Source organism: Spirillospora sp. CA-108201, from assembly GCF_050936235.1.
Taxonomy (GTDB): Bacteria; Actinomycetota; Actinomycetes; order Streptosporangiales; family Streptosporangiaceae; genus Spirillospora.
On the sequence record NZ_JBNJNE010000001.1, the window covers coordinates 4,451,632 to 4,473,869 of the forward strand.

Annotated in this window: 19 protein-coding genes; 8 read left to right on the plus strand and 11 right to left on the minus strand. The window is 73.5% G+C overall.

Features of this window, described 5'->3' with window-relative positions:
* Positions 1-217 precede the first annotated feature (217 nt).
* From ACQEU6_RS21550 to eno, 4 genes are all read right to left on the minus strand, one after another.
* Positions 218-1,171 carry a Ppx/GppA phosphatase family protein gene (locus ACQEU6_RS21550; RefSeq protein WP_499334367.1) on the minus strand — a complete coding sequence of 318 codons (954 nt, stop codon included), beginning with the start codon at positions 1,169-1,171 and terminating at the stop codon, positions 218-220.
* Positions 1,168-1,713, minus strand: coding sequence for a DUF501 domain-containing protein (locus ACQEU6_RS21555; protein ID WP_499334368.1), 546 nt, complete (start codon positions 1,711-1,713; stop codon positions 1,168-1,170). The genes ACQEU6_RS21550 and ACQEU6_RS21555 overlap by 4 nt, the downstream gene beginning before the upstream one ends.
* Before the next feature lie 51 nt (positions 1,714-1,764).
* Positions 1,765-2,229, minus strand: a complete 465-nt coding sequence (locus tag ACQEU6_RS21560) for an FtsB family cell division protein (RefSeq protein WP_499334369.1) — start codon at positions 2,227-2,229, stop codon at positions 1,765-1,767.
* Between the two features lie 78 nt (positions 2,230-2,307).
* On the minus strand, positions 2,308-3,591 hold the full coding sequence (gene eno / locus ACQEU6_RS21565) for a phosphopyruvate hydratase (protein WP_499340291.1): 1,284 nt from the start codon (positions 3,589-3,591) through the stop codon (positions 2,308-2,310).
* Positions 3,592-3,859: 268 nt separating this feature from the next.
* On the opposite strand from eno, the gene ACQEU6_RS21570 reads away from it, so the two are divergent.
* The 4 genes from ACQEU6_RS21570 to ACQEU6_RS21585 all read left to right on the plus strand — a co-directional run bounded on the left by ACQEU6_RS21570 (position 3,860) and on the right by ACQEU6_RS21585 (position 8,016).
* The gene (locus ACQEU6_RS21570) at positions 3,860-4,873 is read left to right on the plus strand and encodes an ABC transporter substrate-binding protein (protein WP_499334371.1); all 1,014 of its coding nucleotides are present in this window, start codon (positions 3,860-3,862) and stop codon (positions 4,871-4,873) included.
* Entirely contained in the window at positions 4,870-5,646 is a 777-nt protein-coding gene (locus ACQEU6_RS21575; RefSeq protein ID WP_499334373.1) for an ABC transporter ATP-binding protein, read from the plus strand. Before ACQEU6_RS21570 ends, ACQEU6_RS21575 begins: the two co-directional genes overlap by 4 nt.
* Complete coding sequence (locus ACQEU6_RS21580) at positions 5,636-6,514, plus strand: ABC transporter permease (RefSeq protein ID WP_499334375.1); 879 nt, start codon at positions 5,636-5,638, stop codon at positions 6,512-6,514. The genes ACQEU6_RS21575 and ACQEU6_RS21580 overlap by 11 nt, the downstream gene beginning before the upstream one ends.
* Before the next feature lie 68 nt (positions 6,515-6,582).
* The gene (locus ACQEU6_RS21585; RefSeq protein WP_499334376.1) at positions 6,583-8,016 is read left to right on the plus strand and encodes a sensor histidine kinase; all 1,434 of its coding nucleotides are present in this window, start codon (positions 6,583-6,585) and stop codon (positions 8,014-8,016) included.
* 39 nt (positions 8,017-8,055) lie between these two features.
* Here ACQEU6_RS21585 and ACQEU6_RS21590 read toward each other — a convergent pair whose 3' ends face one another.
* The 7 genes from ACQEU6_RS21590 to mfd form a co-directional block, all read right to left on the minus strand.
* Entirely contained in the window at positions 8,056-8,412 is a 357-nt protein-coding gene (locus ACQEU6_RS21590) for a tetratricopeptide repeat protein (RefSeq protein ID WP_499334378.1), read from the minus strand.
* Positions 8,413-8,461: 49 nt separating this feature from the next.
* Positions 8,462-8,680, minus strand: a complete 219-nt coding sequence (locus tag ACQEU6_RS21595) for a hypothetical protein (RefSeq protein ID WP_499334380.1) — start codon at positions 8,678-8,680, stop codon at positions 8,462-8,464.
* Positions 8,681-8,740: 60 nt separating this feature from the next.
* Positions 8,741-9,685: an NADP-dependent oxidoreductase gene (locus tag ACQEU6_RS21600; RefSeq protein WP_499334382.1), complete on the minus strand. Its 945-nt coding sequence runs from the start codon at positions 9,683-9,685 to the stop codon at positions 8,741-8,743.
* 104 nt (positions 9,686-9,789) lie between these two features.
* The gene (locus ACQEU6_RS21605) at positions 9,790-12,255 is read right to left on the minus strand and encodes a penicillin-binding protein (RefSeq protein ID WP_499334384.1); all 2,466 of its coding nucleotides are present in this window, start codon (positions 12,253-12,255) and stop codon (positions 9,790-9,792) included.
* Positions 12,256-12,325: 70 nt separating this feature from the next.
* Positions 12,326-13,297 (minus strand): nucleoside triphosphate pyrophosphohydrolase, encoded by a 972-nt coding sequence (mazG, locus tag ACQEU6_RS21610; protein WP_499334386.1) that lies wholly within the window; start codon positions 13,295-13,297, stop codon positions 12,326-12,328.
* Positions 13,298-13,302: 5 nt separating this feature from the next.
* Positions 13,303-13,959, minus strand: coding sequence for a hypothetical protein (locus ACQEU6_RS21615; RefSeq protein ID WP_499334387.1), 657 nt, complete (start codon positions 13,957-13,959; stop codon positions 13,303-13,305).
* A 40-nt stretch (positions 13,960-13,999) separates the two neighbouring features.
* Positions 14,000-17,578: a transcription-repair coupling factor gene (gene mfd, locus ACQEU6_RS21620; protein WP_499334389.1), complete on the minus strand. Its 3,579-nt coding sequence runs from the start codon at positions 17,576-17,578 to the stop codon at positions 14,000-14,002.
* 261 nt (positions 17,579-17,839) lie between these two features.
* Between mfd and ACQEU6_RS21625 the strand changes: the two genes are divergently transcribed.
* The 4 genes from ACQEU6_RS21625 (at position 17,840) to ACQEU6_RS21640 (ending at position 22,178) form a co-directional block, all read left to right on the plus strand.
* The gene (locus tag ACQEU6_RS21625; protein ID WP_499334391.1) at positions 17,840-18,742 is read left to right on the plus strand and encodes a class I SAM-dependent methyltransferase; all 903 of its coding nucleotides are present in this window, start codon (positions 17,840-17,842) and stop codon (positions 18,740-18,742) included.
* 129 nt (positions 18,743-18,871) lie between these two features.
* Positions 18,872-20,341, plus strand: coding sequence for an adenylyl-sulfate kinase (gene cysC, locus ACQEU6_RS21630; RefSeq protein ID WP_499334393.1), 1,470 nt, complete (start codon positions 18,872-18,874; stop codon positions 20,339-20,341).
* Positions 20,342-20,443: 102 nt separating this feature from the next.
* Positions 20,444-21,409, plus strand: a complete 966-nt coding sequence (locus ACQEU6_RS21635) for a sulfite exporter TauE/SafE family protein (protein WP_499334394.1) — start codon at positions 20,444-20,446, stop codon at positions 21,407-21,409.
* Complete coding sequence (locus ACQEU6_RS21640; protein ID WP_499334396.1) at positions 21,387-22,178, plus strand: WecB/TagA/CpsF family glycosyltransferase; 792 nt, start codon at positions 21,387-21,389, stop codon at positions 22,176-22,178. The genes ACQEU6_RS21635 and ACQEU6_RS21640 overlap by 23 nt, the downstream gene beginning before the upstream one ends.
* The last annotated feature ends 60 nt before the right edge of the window (positions 22,179-22,238 follow it).

Here is a 22,238-nt window from a genome sequence, read left to right on the forward strand (position 1 = left end):
CACGACCAAGGCCGCAGCAGCCGACACCCATCCTTGCCAGCCAGAGACTCACAGCCTGTCTCGAAGTGGCATCGGCCACGCGCGCGAACGCGTGACCTGCCCGGTGGAGCGAAGCCGGAGGCGAGCGGAACCGGGCAGATCGCGAAGCGATGCCGCGTTCGCCCCAGGCCCGGTCACGTAGCGAGCCGCAAGGCGAGCTACGTGGGCCGGGACTCATTCAACACAGCGACCAGGCGATGCCGTCGAGGATGTCGTGCTCGCTGACGACGACGGCCCCGAACCCGTACTCGCGCATGATCCGGTCGAGGATGAGCGCGCCCGCGCCGATCACGTCGACGCGGCCGGGGTGCATGACGCCGAACTCGGCGCGCTCGGCGCGGGTGGCGTGCAGCAGCCGCCGCGTCACCTCGTGCACCTGCCCGGCGGTGATCCGCGCCAGGTGGATGCGGTCCGCCTGGTAGCGGGGCAGGTCGAGCGCGATGCCGGCCACCGTGGTGACGGACCCGGCGAGCCCCACGAGGGTGCGCGCCTCGTCCACCGGGACGGTCTCCCGGACGGCGGCGAGCGCGGCGTCGATGTCGGCGGCGGCGTTGGAGATCTGCTCGGGCGAGGGCGGGTCGTCCTTGAGGTGCCGCTCGGTCATCCGCACGCAGCCGATGTCGATGGAGCGGGCCGCGTCCGCCGAGGAGCTGCCGAGCACGATCTCGGTGGACCCGCCGCCGATGTCGACGACCAGGTAGGGGCGGGCGGGGCGCAGCTTCGCCAGCTCGCGGGTGGCGCCGGTGAACGACAGCCCGGCCTCCTCGTCCCCGCTGATCACCTCGGGGACGACGCCGAAGATGTCGACGACGCCGCTGACGAAGTCGGCCCGGTTGGCGGCGTCGCGGGTCGCGCTGGTCGCCACCACCCGGGTCTTGACCGGCCCGTGCCCGTCGCCGTGCCGATCGATCAGCTCGGCGTACCCGCGCATCGCGGCGAAGGTGCGCTCCAGCGCGGCGGACGACAGCCGCCCGGTCTGGTCGACGCCCTCCCCCAGCCGGACGATCTCCATCCGGCGCTCGACGTCGGTCAGCGTGGCGCCGCCCTCGCCGTCGCCGCCTCCGGCCGCGATGTCGGCGATCAGCAGGCGGACCGAGTTGGTCCCGCAGTCGACGGCCGCGACGCGCGTCACCGCGCCTCCCCCGGTTCAGGTTCCGATTCGACAGATTCCACAGGTTCGGCCTGGACGCAGGGCCCCGAGCGCCACCAGTCGGGCAGCGCGTCCAGGGCCTCGCGGCCGAACGGGTTGACGCCCGGCACCGCCAGCTCGTGCGCGACGAGGGCGTGCAGGCACTTGACGCGCTCCGGCATCCCGCCGGCGCTCTGCATCCCCTCCGGAAGCGGTTCGACGCCGTCCTCGCGAGCGGCCTCGTCGCGGCGGCGCAGGTAGTCCTCGTGGGCGGCGGCGTACCTCGCCGCCAGGGACGGGTCGCCCGCGAGCCTGGCCTGCATGTCGCGCATGACGCCGCTCCCCTCCAGCGTCCCGATGGCCGAGGCGGCCTTCGGGCAGGTCAGGTAGAACAGCGTCGGGAAGGGCGTCCCGTCCGGGAGCCGCGGCGCCGTCTCGATCACGTCGGGCCGCCCGCAGGGGCAGCGCCCCGCCACGCGGCGGACGCCGCGCGGCTCACGCCCGAGCTGGGCCGCGACCGCGGCCGTGTCATCTGCATCGATCATGTATCCACCCGCGGATCCGGGGATCCGTTCTCCTCCGCGCCTCAAGGAACGTCAGCGGGGCCTGTCGGCGGCCTCCACCGACCGCCACAGCGTCTCGTACCAGGGCGGCCTGCTCTCCGTGCCGCGCCCGCGGGACTGCTGCCCGTCACCTTCGCCGCCGTCCAGGACGATGTAGCACTTCACGTCAGGACGACAGTAATGGAGCCGCCGCGTCGCCTCACGCTCAATGTACGACTTGTCGCCCAGCTGTTGCTTGCGTTGGGCGAGTGTCTCGACCTGGCGGCGGGACAGCGCCTCCTGGCGGCGCAGGTCGGCGATCTCCTTGCGCTGGGCGATGTACTCGCGGACAGGGTAGGCGAGGCTCAGCGCGATCGCGCACATGACGACCGCGAGGATGGCGGCGCGGCTCGTCAGCGCCGGGTTCGGGCGGCGGTTCCGGCCGCCGCGCGCCCCGTGCCCGCCCGCTCCGCGGTCGGCGTCGCCGCGCCCGGTCTCGTGGTCCTCGCCCTGCGCCATCGTGTCCCCTGCCTGTGGCTCGGCTGCCGGAACCCGGTGCCCGGCGGGACGGGACGCCGCCCCGCCGGGTCATGCGGCTCAGCCCTGCGCGTCGAAGCGCGGGAACGCGGCGGCGCCGGCGTAGCGCGCGGCGTCGTCCAGCAGCTCCTCGATGCGCAGCAGCTGGTTGTACTTGGCGACCCGGTCGCTGCGGGCGGGGGCGCCGGTCTTGATCTGGCCGCAGTTGGTCGCGACGGCGAGGTCGGCGATCGTGGTGTCCTCGGTCTCGCCGGACCGGTGGCTCATCATGCAGCGGTAGCCGCTGGTCTGCGCGAGCGAGACGGCGTCGAGGGTCTCGCTGAGCGTGCCGATCTGGTTGACCTTGACCAGCAGCGCGTTGGCGGCGCCGGACTTGATGCCGCGCCCGAGGCGCTCGGGGTTGGTGACGAACAGGTCGTCGCCGACGAGCTGGACGCGGTCGCCGACGGCGGCGGTGAGGCCCTCCCAGCCGGACCAGTCCTCCTCGTCGAGCGGGTCCTCGATGGAGACGAGCGGGTAGTCGCCGAGCAGCTCGCCGTAGTAGGCGGCCATGTCGTCGGCGGACCGCTTGGTGCCCTCGAAGGCGTACTGGCCGTCGGCGTGGAACTCGGTGGCGGCGACGTCGAGCGCGAGGGCGATGTCGCGGCCGGGGGTGAAGCCGGCCTTGCGGATCGCCTCCAGGATGAGGTCGAGGGCGTCGCGGTTGCTCGGCAGTTCGGGGGCGAAGCCGCCCTCGTCGCCGAGGCCGGTGTTCAGGCCCTTGGACTTCAGCACCGACTTCAGCGCGTGGTAGGTCTCGGCGCCCCAGCGCACCGCCTCGGCGAAGGTGGCCGCGCCGATCGGCGCGATCATGAACTCCTGGATGTCGACGTTGGTGTCGGCGTGCGCGCCGCCGTTCAGGATGTTCATCATCGGGACCGGCAGCAGGTGCGCGTTCGGGCCGCCCACGTACCGGAACAGCGGAAGGCCGGCGGAGTCGGCCGCGGCCTTGGCGACGGCGAGGCTGACGCCGAGGATGGCGTTGGCGCCGAGCGCGGACTTGGCGGGGGTCCCGTCGAGGTCGATCAGCAGCTGGTCGATCAGGCGCTGGTCGGAGGCGGGGTAGCCGACGAGCTTCTCGTCGATGGTCTCGTTGACGGCCTTGACGGCGTTGCGGACGCCCTTGCCGCCGTAGCGCTCGCCTCCGTCGCGCAGCTCGACCGCCTCGAACTGGCCGGTGGAGGCGCCGCTCGGGACCGCCGCGTGCGCCTCGGTCCCATCGGCGAGCAGCACCTCGACCTCGACGGTGGGGTTGCCGCGGGAGTCAAGGATCTCCCGGGCGAGTACGGCCTCGATCGACGACACGGGGAACCCCCTGATGGTGCGGATGGTCGGTGCGGTCACCGAGCCTATCCGCGCGGCCCCGCCGCCGCCCAACCGCCTCGCCGATGCCCGCCGGGCGACGTACATAAGGGACGTAGACAGCTAAACCATCTCATCCCAGCGACCGCATCGTGCCAGGAAGGCGACTTGACGCGAAGAACGCCCGCCTTATCTACTAAGCAGGTCAAACAGACTTGATTGATAGGGAAACATCACAATGCATCGTGGACTCCGCGGGCGCATCGCCGCCGTGGCACTGACCGTTCTGGTCGCAGCGGGCACGCTCGGCGCCTGCGGCGGCGACGATGGGGAGTCCGGCGGGGACGCGGCCCCGCTCCGGCTCGGCTACTTCCCGAACCTCACCCACGCGACCGCCCTCGTCGGCGTCGAGAAGGGCATCTTCGCCAAGCACCTCGGCGCCGCGCCGAAGACCGCGACGTTCAACGCCGGCCCGGCCGCCGTCGAGGCGCTGTTCTCCGGCGCGATCGACGCGACGTTCGTCGGGCCCAACCCGTCCATCAACGCCTGGTCCAAATCGCACGGCAAGGCGGTCCACATCGTCTCCGGCGCGGCCTCGGGCGGCGTCTCGCTGGTGGTCAAGCCCGGGATCAAGAACGTCCAGGGCCTGCGCGGCAAGAAGATCGCGACCCCGCAGCTCGGCAACACCCAGGACGTCGCGCTGCGGTACTGGCTGAAGAAGAACGGCCTCACCGCGAACAAGGACGGCAGCGGGGACGTCAAGGTCGTCCCGCAGGAGAACGCCCAGACGCTGCAGACGTTCGCGCAGGGCGACATCGACGGCGCCTGGGTCCCCGAGCCGTACGCCTCGCGGCTGATCCTGGAGAACAAGGGCGAGCGGCTCCTGGACGAGAAGTCGCTGTGGCCCGGCGGCAAGTTCGTCATCACCAACCTGCTCGTCAGCCAGGAGTACGAGAAGAAGCACCCCGACCAGGTCAAGAAGCTGCTCCAGGGCGTCGTCGAGGCGACCGACTACATCAACCAGAACAAGGCGGACGCCGAGAAGGTCACCAACGACGCCCTCGGCAAGCTGAGCGGCAAGCCGCTGAAGCAGGACGTGCTCACCGCCGCCTTCAAGGAGATCGACTTCACCACCGACCCGGTCGCGTCCTCGCTGGTCGCCGGCGCGGCGCACGCCGAGGAGATCGGCCTGCTGGAGAAGACGGACCTGGCCGGGATCTACAACCTGGCCCCGCTCAACGACGTCCTCAAGGCGGGCGGGAAATCACAGGTCAGCGACCGATGACCGCGGACACGGCGGTCCGCCTCAGCGAGGTCTCCAAGGCGTTCGGGACGGGCGGATCCGCGCTCCTCGCGCTCGACAAGGTGTCCCTGGACGCGGCGCCGGGCGAGTTCGTGTGCCTGGTCGGCGCCTCGGGGTGCGGCAAGAGCACGCTGCTCAACCTGGTCGCCGACCTCGACCGCCCGAGCGCCGGGACGATCGACAAGAACGGCGCGCGGGTCGCGCTGATGTTCCAGGAGCCCGCGCTGTTCCCGTGGCTCACCGTGACCGGCAACCTCGAACTCGCCCTGAAGATGCGCGGCGTCCCCCGGGCCGAGCGGCGCGGCCGGGCGGCCCGGCTGCTCGACTCGGTGCACCTCGGCGGGTTCGCGGCCCGGCGCCCGCACCAGCTGTCGGGCGGCATGCGGCAGCGGGTCGCGCTGGCCCGCGCCCTGGCCCTCACCGAGGACGACGCCGGCGAGGGGCAGGGGACCGTCCTGCTGATGGACGAGCCGTTCGGCGCCCTCGACGCGATGACCCGCGACCTGCTGCACGACGAGATCGAGCGGATCTGGCGGGAGCGCGCCCTGACCGTGCTGTTCGTCACCCACAACGTCCGGGAGGCGGTGCGCCTCGGCGACCGGGTGGTGCTGCTCAGCAGCCGTCCGGGCCGGGTCGTGGAGGAGTTCCCCGTCCCGATGGAGCGGCCGCGGCGGATCGACTCCCCCGAGGTCGCCTCCCTGGCCGGGACCATCACCGACCGGCTGCGCGAGGAGGTCGTCCGGCATGGCGCATGACACGGTGAAGGGGGAGGCGCGGCTCGACCGCGAGCTGGCGGGGCTGGACGCCCTGGAGCTCGGCGGCACGACGCGCGCACGGCTCGCCCAGCGGGCGTGGTCGGCGGCGTGGCCGATGGTCGCGGCCGTGCTGATCGCGCTCGCGGCGTGGCAGCTGGTGGTGTGGAGCGGCTGGAAGGAGCCGTGGGTGCTCCCCGGCCCCCGCGACACGCTCCCGGTGTTCTGGGACCAGCTCACCTCGGCGCGGTTCTGGGACGCCGTCGCGCTGACGATGTGGCGGGCCGTCGTCGGGTTCGCCCTCGCCGTGGCCGTCGGCGTGGCGGTCGGCGGGCTGGTGGCGCAGTTCCGGGTGCTGCGCCGGGCGTTCGGGTCGCTGATCACGGGCCTGCAGACGATGCCCTCGATCGCCTGGTTCCCGCTCGCCATCCTGCTGTTCCGGCTGAGCGAGAGCGCGATCCTGTTCGTGGTGATCCTCGGCGCGGCCCCGTCGATCGCCAACGGGCTGATCGCGGGCGTCGACTACACGCCGCCGATCCTGCTGCGCGCGGGCAAGGTGATGGGGCTGCGCGGCCTCGCGCTGTACCGGCACCTGATCATGCCGGCGTCGCTGCCCTCGTTCGTGGCGGGGCTGAAGCAGGGCTGGGCGTTCGCGTGGCGCAGCCTGATGGCGGGCGAGCTGCTGGTCATCATCGGCGACACGACCTCGCTCGGCGTGCTGCTGTCGCAGGCCCGGGAGCTGAACAACACCGCCGACATGATCTCCTACATGCTGGTGATCCTGATCCTCGGCATCGTGATCGACCAGCTGTTCGGCCTGGTGGACAGGGCGATCCGGCGCCGCTGGGGCCTCGACGACGGGTCGGCCTAGAATCTTTTACCCTGCGACCCGGATGGGGTCGGCCCTGCCCAGGTAAGAACTCCCGGTACCCACTTGACGTGCAGCGCAACCGGGAGGTCGTCATAGGCGTCCGGCTCCGCCGGCCGTCCCCGGGCGGCTGGATCTGGCGGACCGTGCTGCGTCACCCGGAGATCCGGTTCCGGGTGACGCTGGCCGCCTCGCTGATCGCCTTCGTGCTGTCGTCGGCGCTGTGCACGGTCCTGCTCATCCAGGTCAGGCAGAGCGCCTACGTCGACCTCCTGAGGGTGATGGCACGCGACAACCGGCGGACGGCGACGGCGATCGAGACCGGTCGGCTGACCCTGGACATCTCCCCCACCACCGACATCCTCCAGCAGGTGGTGAACCAGCGGGGCGAGGTGGTCGCGGCCACGCCGCGCATGCAGGGCCGCGCCAGGGTCCGCTTCCCCCCGCCGGACCCCTTCGATGAGCGCCGGATCGGCCGGGTCTGCGGCATCGACGCGCCGGGCGACTCCTGCTTCGTGATCTTCGAGCGCCGGGTGGGGGTCGGGCCGGGCGCGCTGTACATCATCTCGCTGGCTCCCGTGCAGGGGCCGCTGCCGCGCCCCGGGCTCGGCGCGCTGATCCTGCTCGGCGTCCCGTTCCTGACCTTCCTCTCCGGCTACGGGGTGTGGTTGTCGGTGAGCCGGGCGCTGAACCCGGTCGACCGGATCCGCCGGGAGCTGGACGAGATCACCGCCACGGACCTGGAGCGCCGCGTCCCGGAGCCGCCCGGCCGCGACGAGGTCGGGCGGCTCGCCGAGAGCGTGAACGCCACCCTGGACCGCCTGGAGGAGGCGGTCGCGCGGCAGCGCGCGTTCGTCTCCGACGTCTCGCACGAGCTGCGCAGCCCGCTCACCGCGCTGCGCATGGAGCTGGAGCTGGCGATGTCGGGCCCGGACGACACCGACGTCCCCGCCGCGCTGCGCGCCATCCTGGTCAACACCGAGCGGCTGTCGGCGGTGGTGGACGACCTGCTGGCGCTCGCCCGGCTCGACGCCGAGCGCACCTTCCCCCGCGAGCTGGTGGACCTGACGGAGATCACCGACCAGGAGGTGCTGCGCCATCCGCGCCGCGTCCAGGTGACGGTGCTGTCGGAGGGCCCGGTGGTGGTGCGGGGCGGCCGCGGCGACCTGGCGCGGCTGCTGACGAACCTGGTCGACAACGCCGACCGGCACGCCGCCGAGGAGGTGACGGTGATCCTGCGCACCGAGGCGCCCGCCACCGCGGTGGTCGAGGTGATCGACGACGGCACCGGCGTCGCGCCGGAGGACCGCGAGCGGGTGTTCGAGCGGTTCGCGCGGCTGGCCGAGGGCCGGCACCGCGACGCCGGCGGCACCGGCCTCGGCCTGGCGATCTCCCGTGACATCGCCGAGGCGCACGGCGGCTCGCTGATCCTCACCGACCGCATCGACGGCGTCCCCGGCGCCCGGTTCGTCCTGCGCCTGCCCCGCGACGAGCCACCGGGATAGTCGTCCCCGCGGGGACGACCACCCCGGTGGGCGCGGGCGTCAGGCCAGGTCGGCGGCGGTCACGGAGACCTCGATCTCCTCGGTGGGCTCGACGCCCATGGCGCGGGCGAGCCTGCGGAAGGCGCGGGCCTCGTCCGGGCGGCTCCGCCGCTCCAGGGTGCGGGCCAGGGCCTCGTGGGCCCAGCCGTTGCACGGGTCCAGCTCGATCAGCCGGCGGAACGTCTCCTCGGCGCGGCCCAGCTGGGCGCTGTGGAAGTAGGCGCGGCCGAGCAGCTCGACCGCGGCGCGGTTGCCCGGGTCGCCGGCGGCGATCGGGGCCAGCATGCGCGCCGCGCCCGCGTAGTCCCGGGCGTCGAAGAACGACGTCGCGCGCTCGAACTCCTCGTAGGTGGTCATGCCTGCGGAACCGGGGGCGGCCCCTGTTTGTTCCCGGCCGCCCCGGCGCTCAGGCGATGCCGAGATCGCCGCGGAGGCGCTCGCGCTCGGCCTCCAGCAGCTCGATCTGGCCCTGCAGCTCCTCGCGCTGGGCGAGGTACTGGCCGGAGTCCACCATGTCCGCCGGGTCGCCGGTCGGTGCGGGAAGGTCCGCGCGCAGCCGCTCCAGCGAGTCCTCGATGTCGCGGAGACGGGCGCGCCGGTCGTCCTCGGTCTCACCCTGGTTCATGTGCCTCCTCCTCCGGCTCTGCATGCCCGCGCCGCCCCGGTCCTCACCTCCGCGGCGGCGTCAGATGCGCAGCACGGTCTTGCCGCGGGCGCCGCCCAGCCGGTTGCCGGCGAGCGCCTCGGCCGCCTCCTCCAGCGGGACCTCCCGCTCGACCCGGACGCGCAGCGCGCCCGCGTCGATCAGGTCGGAGAGGCGGTCCAGCAGCTCGGCGGACGGCTGCCCCTGGAGGTTGACGCCGCGCAGCCCCTTGGCCTCCATGGAGTCGGGGTTCACCGACCAGGTGGTGGAGATGTAGGTGCCGCCGGGCCGCAGCAGCTGCACGAGATGCTCGGCCGACCGGTTGTCGCCGGCCATGTCGAGGACGGCGTCGATGCCGTCGGAGTGGACGGCGAGCACCTGCCGGTTGAGGTCTCCCGCGGAGTGGTCGACGGTCTCGTCCGCGCCGAGGCGGCGCATCGTGCCCGCCATGTCGTCGCGGGCGGTCGCGATGACCTTGGCGCCCGCGCGGGAGGCGAGCTGCACCACGCCCTGCCCGACGCCGCCGGTCGCGCCCACCACCAGGACGGTCTGACCGGTGTCGATCCGCGCCTGGTCGACCATCCCGAGCGCGGTCGAGCCCGCGGTCGGCACCGCCGCCGCCTGCGTGTAGATCATCCCTTCCGGCATCTTCGCGACCGGGCCGTCCTCGCGGACGAGGGCGTACTCGGCGTAGCTGCCGAGCCCGCGTTCCACCATGCCGAAGGCCCCGTAGACCTGCTCGCCTTGCCGGAGCCGGGTCACGCCCTCGCCCGCCTCCTCCACGACGCCCGCGCCGTCCCGGCCGAGGATCAGCGGGAACGGCACGTCGACGGAGTCCTTGAGCATGCCCTCGGCGATCTTCCAGTCCAGCGGGTTCAGCCCGGCGGCGATCACCCGCACCAGGATCTCGCCGGGGCCCGGCTCCGGGCGCGGCAGGTTCATGAGCGCCGGCGTGGCGCCGTACTCCGACACGGCGATGGCTCGCATGACGATCGTCCCCCGAAACGGATCAGTGCGGGTGTCGCCCCCCGCTGTCGATCTCCCCGGGTGTCGCTCTACCCCGTGACCGGACGATCACACGTCGGCGCAGCTCAGGCGGGGGCCTGCCGCGCGGGTCCGCCGGGTTCGGGGGTGGGCGTGACGGGCGGGACGGTCGGCGGAACGGTGGGCGGGACGCCGCCGCGGCGCTGCCCGCCGTGCGCGCGCCCGGCGCCCTTGCTGACGTGCAGCGTGATGGTGTCGCCGGGCTCTGCCGACGCGGGCGACATGCCGGCGACGGTCCCCTTCGGGAACCGGCGGGACCCCACCGGCGCGCCGATCCGGGCCTTGAACCCGGCGGCGCGGAGCCTGGCGACGGCCTCGCCCGGGCTCATGCCGCGCACGTCGGGCACCCTGGCCCGGTCCTCGCCGGAGCCCCTGCTGAAGTAGCGCGACGGCGGCCGGTGGAACGAGCCCGGATCGGTGTGCGACAGCGCCCCGAGCATGCTCTGCCGCCAGATCGGCGCCGGGATCGTCGCCCCGAACACCGAGCCGTAGCACCGGCCGTCCATGCACAGGTTCTCCATCGGGTGCTTGTAGCCCCCGCGAGGATCGCCGACCCACACGGCCGCCGCGAGGTCCGGGGTGTACCCGGCGAACCAGGCGGCGGAGAAGCCGTCGACGGTCCCGGTCTTGCCCGCGGCGTCGCGCCCGAGGCCCATGCCGCGCGCGGTGCCCTTCGTCAGCACGCCGCGCAGGACGTAGTTGACGGCGTCCGCGACGCCCTCGTCCATCGCCCGCTCGCAGTGGCGCCCCGGCACCTTCAGCCGGTGGCCGGACACGTCGCGGATCTCCCGGATCGCGACCGGCTCGCAGTAGCGGCCGCGGGCGCCGAACGCCGCGTAGGCCGCCGCGAGCCGCAGCGGGGAGACGGGGTTGAAGCCGAGCGTGAACGAGGGGTACTCCTCCAGCGCCTTGCCGTTCGCCTGCTTCATCCCGAGCCGTTCGGCCATCTTGACGGTGTCGCAGAGGCCGACCTTCTTCTCCAGGGCGAGGAAGAACGTGTTGACCGAGTGGTGCGTCCCGGTGACGAGGCTGAACTGCCGGCCGCCCTCGCCGTCGGCGGAGTTGTGCAGGGAGGCGGACGGGTCGCCGACGCGGTCTCCGTCGCAGTTGCGGTAGCCGACGGGCGTGTACGCGCGCGGCGCCATCATCCGCGTCCCGAACGGCATGCCCTCGTCCAGCGCCGCGGCCAGCGTGAAGGCCTTGAACGTCGACCCGGCCTGCATGCCGATGCTGGAGCCGTGGCTGGCGTCGGCGGCGAAGTTGATCCACGTCCGGCCGCGGTCCCGGTCCGGGCCGAGCTCGCGGTCCACGACCATCGCCCTGATCTCGCCGGTGCCCGGCTGCACCATCGCCTCGGCGGCGGCCTTGTGCGCGGAGTTCTTCGGCGGGACGTGCCGGTCGACGGCGCGCTGCGCCGCCTTCTGCGCCCGCCGGTCCAGGGTGGTGCGGATCATCAGCCCGCCGCGCTTGAGCAGCTTCTCCCGGTCCTCGGCCGTCGTGCCGAACACCGGGTCGGTGAGGATCTCGCGCTGGACGTAGTCGCAGAAGAACGGGGCGTCGCTGGTGACGCAGCCGCTGTGCACGTTGGCGACGTCCAGCTTGACGGGAGCCCGCTTGGCCGCGGCGGCCCTGTCCGGGGCGAGCCAGCCGAGCTCGGCCATGCGGGTCAGGACGGTGTCGCGGCGCTGCCGGGCCGCGCCGGGATGGCGGATCGGGTCGTAGGCGTAGGGGTAGCGGACGACGCCGGCGAGCAGCGCCGCCTCGGGCAGCGTCAGCTCGGAGGCGTGCTTGGAGAAGTAGTGCCGGGACGCCGCCTCGACGCCGTAGGCGCCGTCGCCGTAGTAGGCGATGTTGAGGTAGCGGCGCAGGATCTCGTCCTTGCTGAACCTCTTCTCCAGCGCCACCGCGTACTTCAGCTCGCGGATCTTGCGGGCGGCCGAGACCTCCCGGGCCTGCAGCCGCTCGGCGTCGGAGTCGGCCTGGGTGAGCAGCAGGTTCTTCACGTACTGCTGGGTGATGCCGGAGCCGCCCTGGGTCACCTGGCCGCTGCTGAGGTTGCTGGCGAGCGCCCGCAGGGTGCCCTGCGCGTCGATGGCGCCGTGCTCGTAGAACCGGCTGTCCTCGATCGCCAGCACCGCCTGGCGCAGCACCGGGGCGATCTTCTGGAACGGGACGTCGACGCGGTTCTGGTAGAAGAACGTGGCGAGGGTGGAGCCGTCCGCGGCGAGGATCTTCGAACGCTGCGGGACGCCCGAGGTCGACAGCCCGTCCGGCTCGGCCTCGAACCAGCCGGCGGCGTCGCGGGCGCCGACGCCCGCCGTGCAGGCGGTCGGCAGCAGCATGAGCGCGACGAGCAGGCCGGCCAGGCCGCCTAAGGCGCCGAGGCCGCGCACCGCGCGGGCCTTCTCGGCCCTGGTCGTCGACGGGGTGAGCAGGCGGCGCGGGCGGCGGCGCCGCGCGGAGGGGGCTCCCGTCCCGGGATCCCCCGCGTCACTTCCGGCCTCGGTCGGCACGGGCTCAGAGTAGACGCGCCTTCCCGAGCGGACCACCCCATCGGCGAGGTTCCGCCCGTTATCACCCGATTCAGGTGTCCCGCCGCTCCCACGCTCGGACACGATCCCGAAATACCCGGGAAACGGCCCGCAACTCGGACTCGGCGTCCACGCCCCGCTCACCCGCCTCCCGGACCAGCGCGAACAGCCGCCCGCCGAGCTCGGCCCCGGCCTCCTCCGCCACCCCGTCGGCGAGGCCGGACGGGGCGCCCATGCGCGCGGCGCGGCGCTGGAGCTGCGCGGCGAGCGACAGCGCGGGCTGGCCCATCGGCACGCCGTCGAGCGCCGAGGCCTCCGCCCCGCTCTTCTCCGCCCGCTCGGCCGCCTTGATCTGCTCCCAGTTGGCGTTGACCTCGTCGGCGCCCGAGACGGTGACGTCCCCGAACACGTGCGGGTGCCGCCGGACGAGCTTGTCGACGATCGCGCCGGCCACGTCGTCGATCGTGAACCCCGTCCCGTCGTCGCGCTCGGCGGCCACCACCGAGTGGAACGCCACCTGCATCAGCACGTCGCCGAGCTCCTCGCGGAGCGCGCCGTAGTCGCCCGCCTGGACGGTGTCGAGGACCTCGTACGACTCCTCCAGCAGGTAGGGGACGAGCGTGGCGTGGGTCTGCTTGCGGTCCCACGGGCACTCGCGGCGCAGCGTGTCCATGACCGACACCAGGTCGAGCAGCCGCGCGCCGGGCAGGTCGTAGGAGCCGTGGAGCACCTCGACGTCCAGCGGGTCGTCGACGACCAGGGCACCGATCCCGCGCATCAGCGCCTCGCCGCCCTCGGGCGCGGCCACCCACAGCACGTCCGCGCGCCGGGCGTCGGCGACCAGGACGGCGGGGTCGGGCTCCTCCACGAGGTCCGGGACGACGCCGGCGTCGAGCAGCGCGGGCAGCAGCGGATGCCCGTCCTGGAGGCGGACGGCGTCCGCCGACCGCAGCGCGTCCCAGGCCCGCCAGGTCAGCAGGCCCGGCGCGACCCGGTGCGTGGTCGCCAGCAGGGTCAGGCTCATGGGCGTCAGATACCCGAATCGGGGCTGGACAGCCGGTAGACGATCGGGGCGACCTCGAACTTGGCGGGGTCGTAGTGCCCGTAGCGCGGGTTGACCTCGATGTGCATGCCGGCGGCGGTGCGCTGGAACAGCTCGTTCCACTGCCGTCCGGCCTGCTGGGTCGCCGGGTTCAGCCGGTTGTCCAGGTCGGCGCCGAACCGCTGCATGACCGCGAGCTGCGTCGCCACCAGCCGCGCCAGGTCGCGGGCGTGCGCGCCGGGCAGCCCGCTCGCCAGCGTGATCGAGCGAGCCCCGCCCTGGTGGTCCAGGGCCTGGAGCGCGCCGTCGACCTGCCCCCCGGTGACCTCGACGCCCGCACGCCGCGCCACCCGGTCGGCGACCCTGAAGTTGATCAGCAGGGTGAGCGCGCCCTGCAGGTCGGACTCGGAGTCGCCCGCGATCTGCGACGCCGGGTTGCCGGGGTTCGCGCGCAGCTCGTTGGCGGCCGGGTCCGAGCGGAACTGCGCGCGCCAGTCGCGGACGGTATGGCTGAGGGTGGTGACGGTGATGCGGTCGCCGCCGACGAGTGCGGCGGTGCCGACCTTCGGGGAGCCGCCGCAGCCGGCGAGCGCGGCGGCCGCCAGCACGGCCGCCAACGCCGCCTTCACGGACTTACCAGGCACGGATTCCTCGTCTCGTCGCTGGATGGGGGGCGGCGCCAGCCTAGCGCCGCGCCGCGGACTCCAGGAACAGCGCGTCCACCAGGTCGGTCGCCCACTTCAGCAGCTCCTGGTCGCGCAGCGGGCGGCCGCCGAGCGGCGCCGTCTTCGGCCCGGGCACGAGCAGGGTGTCGGTCGCCGGCTTCAGGATGCTCTTCGGGTACAGCCGCTGCAGCCTGACCTGCTTGGAGTCGGGCAGGTCCACGGGCATGAACTTGACGAAGTTCCCCTGCAGGGTGACGTCGCTCAGCCCCGCCCTGCGGGCCTTGGCCCGGAAGCGGGCGACCTCCAGCAGGTTCAGCACCGGGACCGGCAGCGGGCCGAACCGGTCCTTCAGCTCCTCGTGCACGGCCCCGATCTCGTCCTCGGAGGTGATCGCGGCGATCCGCCGGTAGGCGTCCAGCCGGAGCCGCTCGCCCGGCACGTACTCGTGCGGCAGGTGCGCGTCGACCGGCAGCTCGACCTTGGTCTCGACGGCCTCGGGCTCGCCGCCGCCCTCCTTCAGGTCCCGCACCGCCTCACCGACCATCCGGACGTACAGGTCGAACCCGACGCCGGCGACGTGCCCGGACTGCTCGGCGCCGAGGATGTTGCCCGCGCCGCGGATCTCCAGGTCCTTCATCGCGACGTACATGCCGGCGCCCACCTCGGTGTGCTGCGCCAGCGTAGCGAGCCGCTCGTGCGCGGTCTCGGTGAGCGGCTGCTCCGGCTGGTAGAGGAAGTAGGCGTAGGCCCGCTCCCGGCCGCGCCCGACGCGCCCGCGCAGCTGGTGGAGCTGCGACAGCCCGTACATGTCCGCGCGGTCGACGATGAGGGTGTTGGCGTTCGGCACGTCCAGCCCGGACTCCACGATCGTGGTCGCGACGAGGACGTCGTAGTTCTTCTCCCAGAAGTCGACCATGACCTTCTCGAGCTCGTGCTCGTTCATCTGGCCGTGCGCGACCGCGATGCGCGCCTCCGGGACGAGCCGCGCCAGGTTCGCCGCCACCTTGTTGATGGAGCGGACGCGGTTGTGCACGAAGAAGACCTGGCCCTCCCGCAGCAGCTCGCGCCGGACGGCCGCGGCGATCTGCTTCTCCTCGTAGGGCCCGACGAACGTCAGGACGGGGTGGCGCTCCTCCGGCGGGGTGAGGATCGTCGACATCTCGCGGATGCCGGTGAGGCCCATCTCCAGCGTCCGCGGGATCGGCGTCGCCGACATGGCGAGCACGTCCACCTGCGTCCGCAGCCGCTTCAGCTCCTCCTTGTGCTCGACGCCGAACCGCTGCTCCTCGTCGATGATCACCAGGCCGAGGTTCTTGAAGCGGGTCTGCGACGACAGGATCCGGTGCGTGCCGACCACGACGTCCACCGAGCCCTCCGACAGCCCGCGCAGCGTCTCCTCGATCTCCTTGTCGGACTGGAACCGGCTGATCGGCTTCACCACGACCGGGAACGCCGCGAACCGCTCGCTGAACGTCGACAGGTGCTGCTGCACCAGCAGCGTCGTCGGCACGAGCACCGCCGTCTGCCGCCCGTCCTGGACGGCCTTGAACGCCGCCCGCACGGCGATCTCGGTCTTGCCGTAGCCGACGTCGCCGCAGATCAGCCGGTCCATCGGGACGGGCCGCTCCATGTCGCCCTTGACCTCGTCGATGGCGGCGAGCTGGTCCGGCGTCTCGTTGTAGGGGAAGGCGTCCTCCAGCTCCCGCTGCCACGGGGTGTCGGGCGCGAAGCCGTGGCCGGGGCTCGCCATCCGCGCCGAGTAGAGCCGGATCAGCTCCCCGGCGATCTGCTTGACCGCCTTGCGGGCGCGGGACTTGGCCTTCTGCCAGTCGGCGCCGCCGAGCCGGTGCAGGCTGGGCGCCTCGCCGCCGACGTAGCGGGTGAGCTCCTCCAGCTGGTCGGTCGGGACGAACAGCCGGTCGCTCTTGGCGTACTCCAGGATCAGGTACTCGCGGGTGGCGCCCTGCACCGTCCGGCTGACCATCTCCACGTACCGCCCGACGCCGTGCTGCTCGTGCACCACGTAGTCGCCCGGCTTGAGCTGGAGCGGGTCGATGCCGCCGCGCCGCCGCGACGGCATGCGCCGCGCGTCCCGCGTGGACGACTTCTGCCCCGACAGGTCGGTCTCGGTCAGCACCGCGAGCTTGACCGGCTCCCAGGCGAACCCGTTGTCCAGCAGCCCGGTCGTGACCGTGACCACCGACGGCTCGGGCTCCCCGGCCAGATCGGCGAGCCGCGCGCCGAGGCCCTCCTCCCGGGCGAGCTGGACGAGCCGCTCGGCGGGCCCGTGCCCGGCGGTGACCAGCACGACGCGCCAGCCGCCGTCCGTCCAGGCCTTGAGGTCGCCGACGACGCGGGAGGTGTCGCCCCGGTACGCCTCCGCCGGCTGCACCCCGAGGCTCAGCGTCTCCGCGCCGCCGCCGAGGGACTCGCCGTCCGGGATCTCACCGGCCGCGCCGCCCGCCGCCAGCGGGCTCAGCGCCGTCACGCTCCACCGCGGCAGCCCCAGCTCCGTGCTGTGCTCGCGGACCTCCTCCAGCGAGCGGAACGCCGCGGCGCCGAGGTCGATCGGCGCCTCTCCCCCGGCGGCGGCGTTGACCCAGCTCGCCTCCAGGAACTCCTGGCTCGTGCGGACCAGCTCCACCGACCGGGTGCGGATCCGCTCCGGCTCGCAGACCAGCAGCGCCGACCCGTCCGGCAGCAGGTCGGTCAGCAGCTCCATGCTCTCGGCGAGGACGGGCGAGAACGCCTCCATGCCCTCGACGGTGTCGCCGTCGGCGATCCGGCCGAGGATCTCCTCCAGCGCGGGGTGCTCCTGGGCGAGCAGCTTCGCGCGCTCGCGCACCTTCTCCGTCAGCGGCAGCTCGCGGCACGGCGGCGCCCACACCCCGCCCTGCGCGACCTCCAGGGACCGCTGGTCGGCGGCCTTGAAGTAGCGGATCTCCTCGACGGTGTCGCCCCAGAACTCCACCCGGAGCGGGTGCTCCTCGGTCGGCGGGAACACGTCGAGGATCCCGCCGCGCACCGCGATCTCGCCGCGCTTCTCCACCAGGTCGACGCGGTGGTACCCGGCCTCGACGAGGCGCCGGACGGCGTCGTCCATGTCGGCGTCCTCGCCGGAGGCGAGCCGCACCGGCTCCAGGTCGGCGAGCCCGGACACGATCGGCTGGAGCACCGCGCGGATCGGCGTCACCACGACGTCCAGCGCGCCGCCCTTCGCGGCGCCGTCCCCGCCGGGCGGGCCGCCCGCGCCCGGATGGACGAGGCGGCGCAGCACCGCCAGCCGCTGCCCGACCGTGTCCGAGCGCGGCGACAGCTTCTCGTGCGGCAGCGTCTCCCACGCCGGGAAGTGCGCGACGCGCTCGGGGTCGAGCAGGCTCGACAGGGCGGCGGTCAGGTCCTCGGCCTCGCGGCCGGTCGCGGTCACCGCGAGCACGACGCCCCCGCCGTCGCCGCCCAGGCGGCGGCTCAGCGCGGCGGCCAGGATCGGCCACAGCGCGGCGGGCGCGACGATCTCCCGGTCCGTGCGCGGCCGCGCGAGCGCGTTCCGCAGACCGGGATCGGTGCACGCAAGGTCAACAAGTCCAGAAAGCGTCATTATTCGCCCGATATTCGCCCGCAATGTGGCCGATCGCCCCGAGTCAGGGCAGCCCGAAAAGCCGGAATCCTGAGGGACCCCGGTACCGCGTACCAGCGTACGCGCCCCCCGGCGGCGCTCGTTCCGCCGCCGCCGAAGCGCGCGTCCCTGCGCAGCGGGGCTCACGCTCCGCGACCCGGCCGGCACGGAAGGCGACACGGCCGTCGCCAAGAAAAAGCAAATAGCGGACGGAGCGCATCCGGGCGATTACGCTGCGAGACTGTGACCGATCTGCGTACGTCGCCGGTCAACGGCGGTGATCTCTTCTCAGAACGCGCCCGCCAGTACGCCCTGGAGAAGCCCCTGCAGCGCATCCAGGTCCTCGAAGCGGGCTGCGGCTGGGGCACGGGCCTGGATCTCGGCGACCACGAGCACGAGGTCACGGGAGTCGACCGGGAGTCGCCCGAGCTGCGCGCCTACACCTGCGAGCGGCCCGACCTCGACACCTGGCACCTCGGCGACCTGCGCACCGTCCCGCTGCCGCCGCGCGCCTTCGACATCGTCCACGCCTCGTACCTGATCGAGCGCATCCCGCACGCCGAGCTGGTGCTCGACCGGTTCGTCGCCGCGCTGAAGCCCGGCGGGCTGCTGCTGGTCCACCTGCGCGACCGCGACACCGCGTTCGGGTTCCTGGACCGCACGCTCCCCCGCTGGCTGCGCGCGTCCGGGCGGCGCCGCCTGCGCCCGGGGCGCGCGGCGCCCGCCGACCGCCCGCGGCGCGCCCGCGGCGCCCACGCCCGCGTCCCGCGACCGGCGGGCGAGGGCGGGGCCGGTCCGGGCGGCATCGTGCCGGCCCCGGCGGGAGAGGTCCTGACGGCGCCCGCGGGCCAGGAGCGGGCCGCGTCCCGGCCCGTGCCGGTCGTCCGGACGAGCCCGCCCGCGGCGATCTACGACCGGGTCGCGTCCCGGTCGGGCCTGCGCTGGTACTGCGTCATGCGCGGGCTGGTCGTCGCCGAGGAGTACTCGTCGCGGCAGGCGCTCGACGCCCTCGGGGCCGGAACCGGCCCCGCCGACCTGCTGTGCCGGCTGGTGTCGGCGGTCACCCGGGGGCGCCTCACCGCGGACCACAGCGAGGTCACGTTCGTCATCCGCAAACCCGAGAACCGCTTCGCGCGGGTCATCTGATCGGGGCGGCCGGCCGTCCCGGCCGGGGCGGGCGTGCGCACGGCCGGGGCGGGGCAGTATTTTTCCTGCGAAACCCCTGCTCGTCATGGATGAGCCCGGCCGCCTCGCCGGGCGGGATCGGAGATCGCGGTGACCGCCGAAGCCGGCCTTCCCGACACGCTGCGCGACCTGCCCGCCTGGACCCCGGACCCGGTCGAGCTCGCCGACCTCGAACTCGTCCTCGCGGGGGTGTACCGCCCGCTGCCGGGCTTCCTCGGCTCGTTCGACGCCGCCATGGTGATCGCCGGAGGGCGGCTCGCGGACGGCACGCCGTGGCCGGTGCCGGTCACGCTCGCGGTCCCCGAGGAGCTGACCGGCCACGAGCGGGTCGTCCTCCAGGACCCCGAGGGCGTGCCGCTCGCGGTGCTGAAGGTCGGCGAGGAGTGGCAGGACCCGACGACCCGGGAGTGGCGGCTCGCCGGGCCGCTGGAGGCCCTCCGCGCCCCGGCGCACGGACCGTTCCACCGCCTGCGCCGCCGCCCGGACGAGCTCGACGCGTTCGAGGGCGCCGTGCTCGCGGTGGCCACCCGCGAGCCGCTGCACCGCAAGCAGCTCGGCCAGCTCCGCCAGGTCGCCGAGCGGCTCGCCGCTAAGGTCCTCGTCCTGCCGCTGCTCGGCGGCGGGCACGACGAGTCCCTCGTCCGGGCGCTGCTCGGCGTCCGCAAGGAGCTGCCGGACGGCGCCCAGATCATCCCCGTGCCGCTGCCGGCGCGCGGCGACCGGGAACGCGACGTCCTGCTCCGCGCGCACGTCGCCGCCGCCTACGGCGCCACCCACCTGCTCGCCGACCGGGAGGCGGAGGGCGCCGCCGTCCCGCTCGTCGTCCCGGAGCCGTGGGCCTACGACGCCGACGTGGAGGTCTGGCGGCCCGTCGCGCGGATCGAGCCCGACCACGTCCAGGCGGAGCTCACCCCCGAGCGGCTGAACGAGCTGCTGGACGCGGGCGAGCCCGTCCCCGACTGGTTCACCCCGCCCGCCGTCGCCGCCGAGCTGGCGCTGGCGCGGCCCCCGAAGCGCTCGCGCGGCATCACGGTGCTCTTCACCGGCCTGTCCGGCTCCGGGAAGTCCACGGTCGCGCGCGGCCTGGCGGACGCGCTGGTGGAGCGCGGCGGCCGGACGGTCACGCTGCTGGACGGCGACGTCGTCCGGCGGATGCTGTCGGCGGGCCTGACGTTCTCCCGCGCCGACCGCGACCTCAACATCCGCCGCATCGGCTTCGTCGCCGCCGAGATCACCCGGCACGGCGGCACCGCGATCTGCGCGCCGATCGCCCCCTACGCGGCCACCCGCGCCGAGGTGCGGCGGATGGTGTCCGCCGTGGGCGACTTCATCCTCGTGCACGTGGCGACGCCGCTGGAGGAGTGCGAGCGCCGCGACCGCAAGGGGCTCTACGCCAAGGCCCGCGCCGGGCAGATCCCCGAGTTCACCGGCATCTCCGACCCCTACGAGGAGCCGGAGGACGCCGACCTGACGCTCGACACCTCGCGGCTGACGCCCGACGAGGCGGTCGCCCAGGTCCTCGACCTGCTGGTCGGCGGCGGCTGGGTGCGGGCAGAATAGCCCCTCCCGCCCCATTTGTCCCCTCCGCCCGGTATTTCCCCATCCGGGAGCCGTCGCCTATCGTGTTGACTATATTTCCTACATGGCAGGTAGGTCATGCCGATGGACTTCGATTGGACGATGGCGCTCGGCTCGTTCCTCGTCGCCATCATCGTGGGACTGACCGGCATGGGCGGCGGCGCCCTGATGACGCCGATGCTCGTGACCTTCTTCGGGGTGAGCCCGCTCGCCGCCGTGTCCAGCGACCTGGTCGCCGCCGCCGTGATGAAACCGGTGGGCAGCGCCGTCCACTACCGGCAGGGCACGATCAACATGCGGCTGGTGGGCTGGCTGTGCGCGGGCTCGGTGCCCGCCGCGTTCTCCGGCGTCCTGCTGGCCCGCGCGCTCGGCCACGGCGACTCCGTGGAGAACGTCATCGGCAAGGCGATGGGCGCCGCGCTGATGATCGCCGCCATGGGCCTGGTGCTGCGCGCCTACCTCGCCCACCGGGGACGCGCCGGAGCGGCCGGCGAGGGCGAGTCCCCCGAGATCACGGTCCGCCCCGTCCCGACCGTGCTGATCGGCGTCGTCGGCGGCCTCGTCGTCGGCATCACCTCGGTCGGCTCCGGCTCCCTCATCATCGTCGCGCTGCTCGCCCTGTACCCGACGCTCAAGGCGAACCAGCTCGTCGGCACCGACCTGCTCCAGGCCGTCCCGCTGGTCTTCGCGGCCGCCATCGGCCACCTGCTGTTCGGCGACTTCCGCATGGAGGTCACCGCCGCCCTGCTCGCCGGCTCGGTCCCCGGCGTCTACCTCGGCTCCAAGATCTCCTCCCGGGCCCCGAGCGCCCTGATCCGGCGGGTGCTGGCCCTCGTCCTGGCCGCCTCCTCGCTGAAGATGTTCGGCGTCGCGCCCGTCCCGCTGGCCTGGACCATGGTCGTCCTCACCTCCGCCACGGTCGCCGCCTGGCTCGTCCTTCGCCACCGGGCCGCGCCGAACCGGGATACGCTGCCCTCCCCGGCCGTTTCCCCCGGCGGCGCCGGCGGGTCAGGAGAGCAGAGCGAACGTGGACCCACGATGGCCGCATGACACCGTCGACGTCCTCGGCGTACGGGTCAGCCGCGTGGACGTCGCGCGGTTCCGCTCCTTCGTGGCGGCGGCCGTCAAGGAGCGGTCCAGCCTGACGGTCACCTTCGCCAACCCCGACTACGTGCTCAGGGCGCAGAAGGACCCCGAACTGCGCGACCTGATGAACGGCTTCGACCTCAACCTCCCGGACGGCTGGGGCGTCGTGCTCGCCGCGAAGGTCTTCGGGCGCCCCGTCCCCGGCCGGATGGCCAACGACGACCTGACCGACGACCTGTTCGGCCAGCCCGCCGACGAGGGCTGGCGCGTCTTCCTGTTCGGCAACGCGCCCGGCGTCGCCGAGGCCGCCGCCGCGAACGTCCGCGGGTGGTACCCGGGCCTGGAGATCGCGGGCACGCAGCACGGCCACTGGGCGGACGAGCGGGGCCGCATTCCCGCCGCGACCGCCGAGCGCCTCGTCGCCGAGATCAACGACGCGGCCCCGGACATCCTGCACGTCGGCCTCGGAACGCCGCTGCAGCAGCGGTTCGTCGCCGAGTACCGCGACCGCCTCACCGCGCCGGTCATCGTCACGTGCGGCGCGTACTTCGAGCACCTCGCCGAACGGCGCGAGTACTACCCCGCCTGGGTCCTGAAGCTGCGCGTCGGCTTCCTCTACCGCCTGGCGCGCGAGCCCCGCCGCCTCTGGCGCCGCTACACCGTCGAACTCGGCGCCTATCTGGCCCGGGTCCTCTACCATCGCCTGCGGCACGGCAGGGCGCCCGCCGACTGAGCCGGATGCCCCCTATGCCGCAGTTGACCGGAACCCCTTCCCGCTAACTAGCCATGTGGT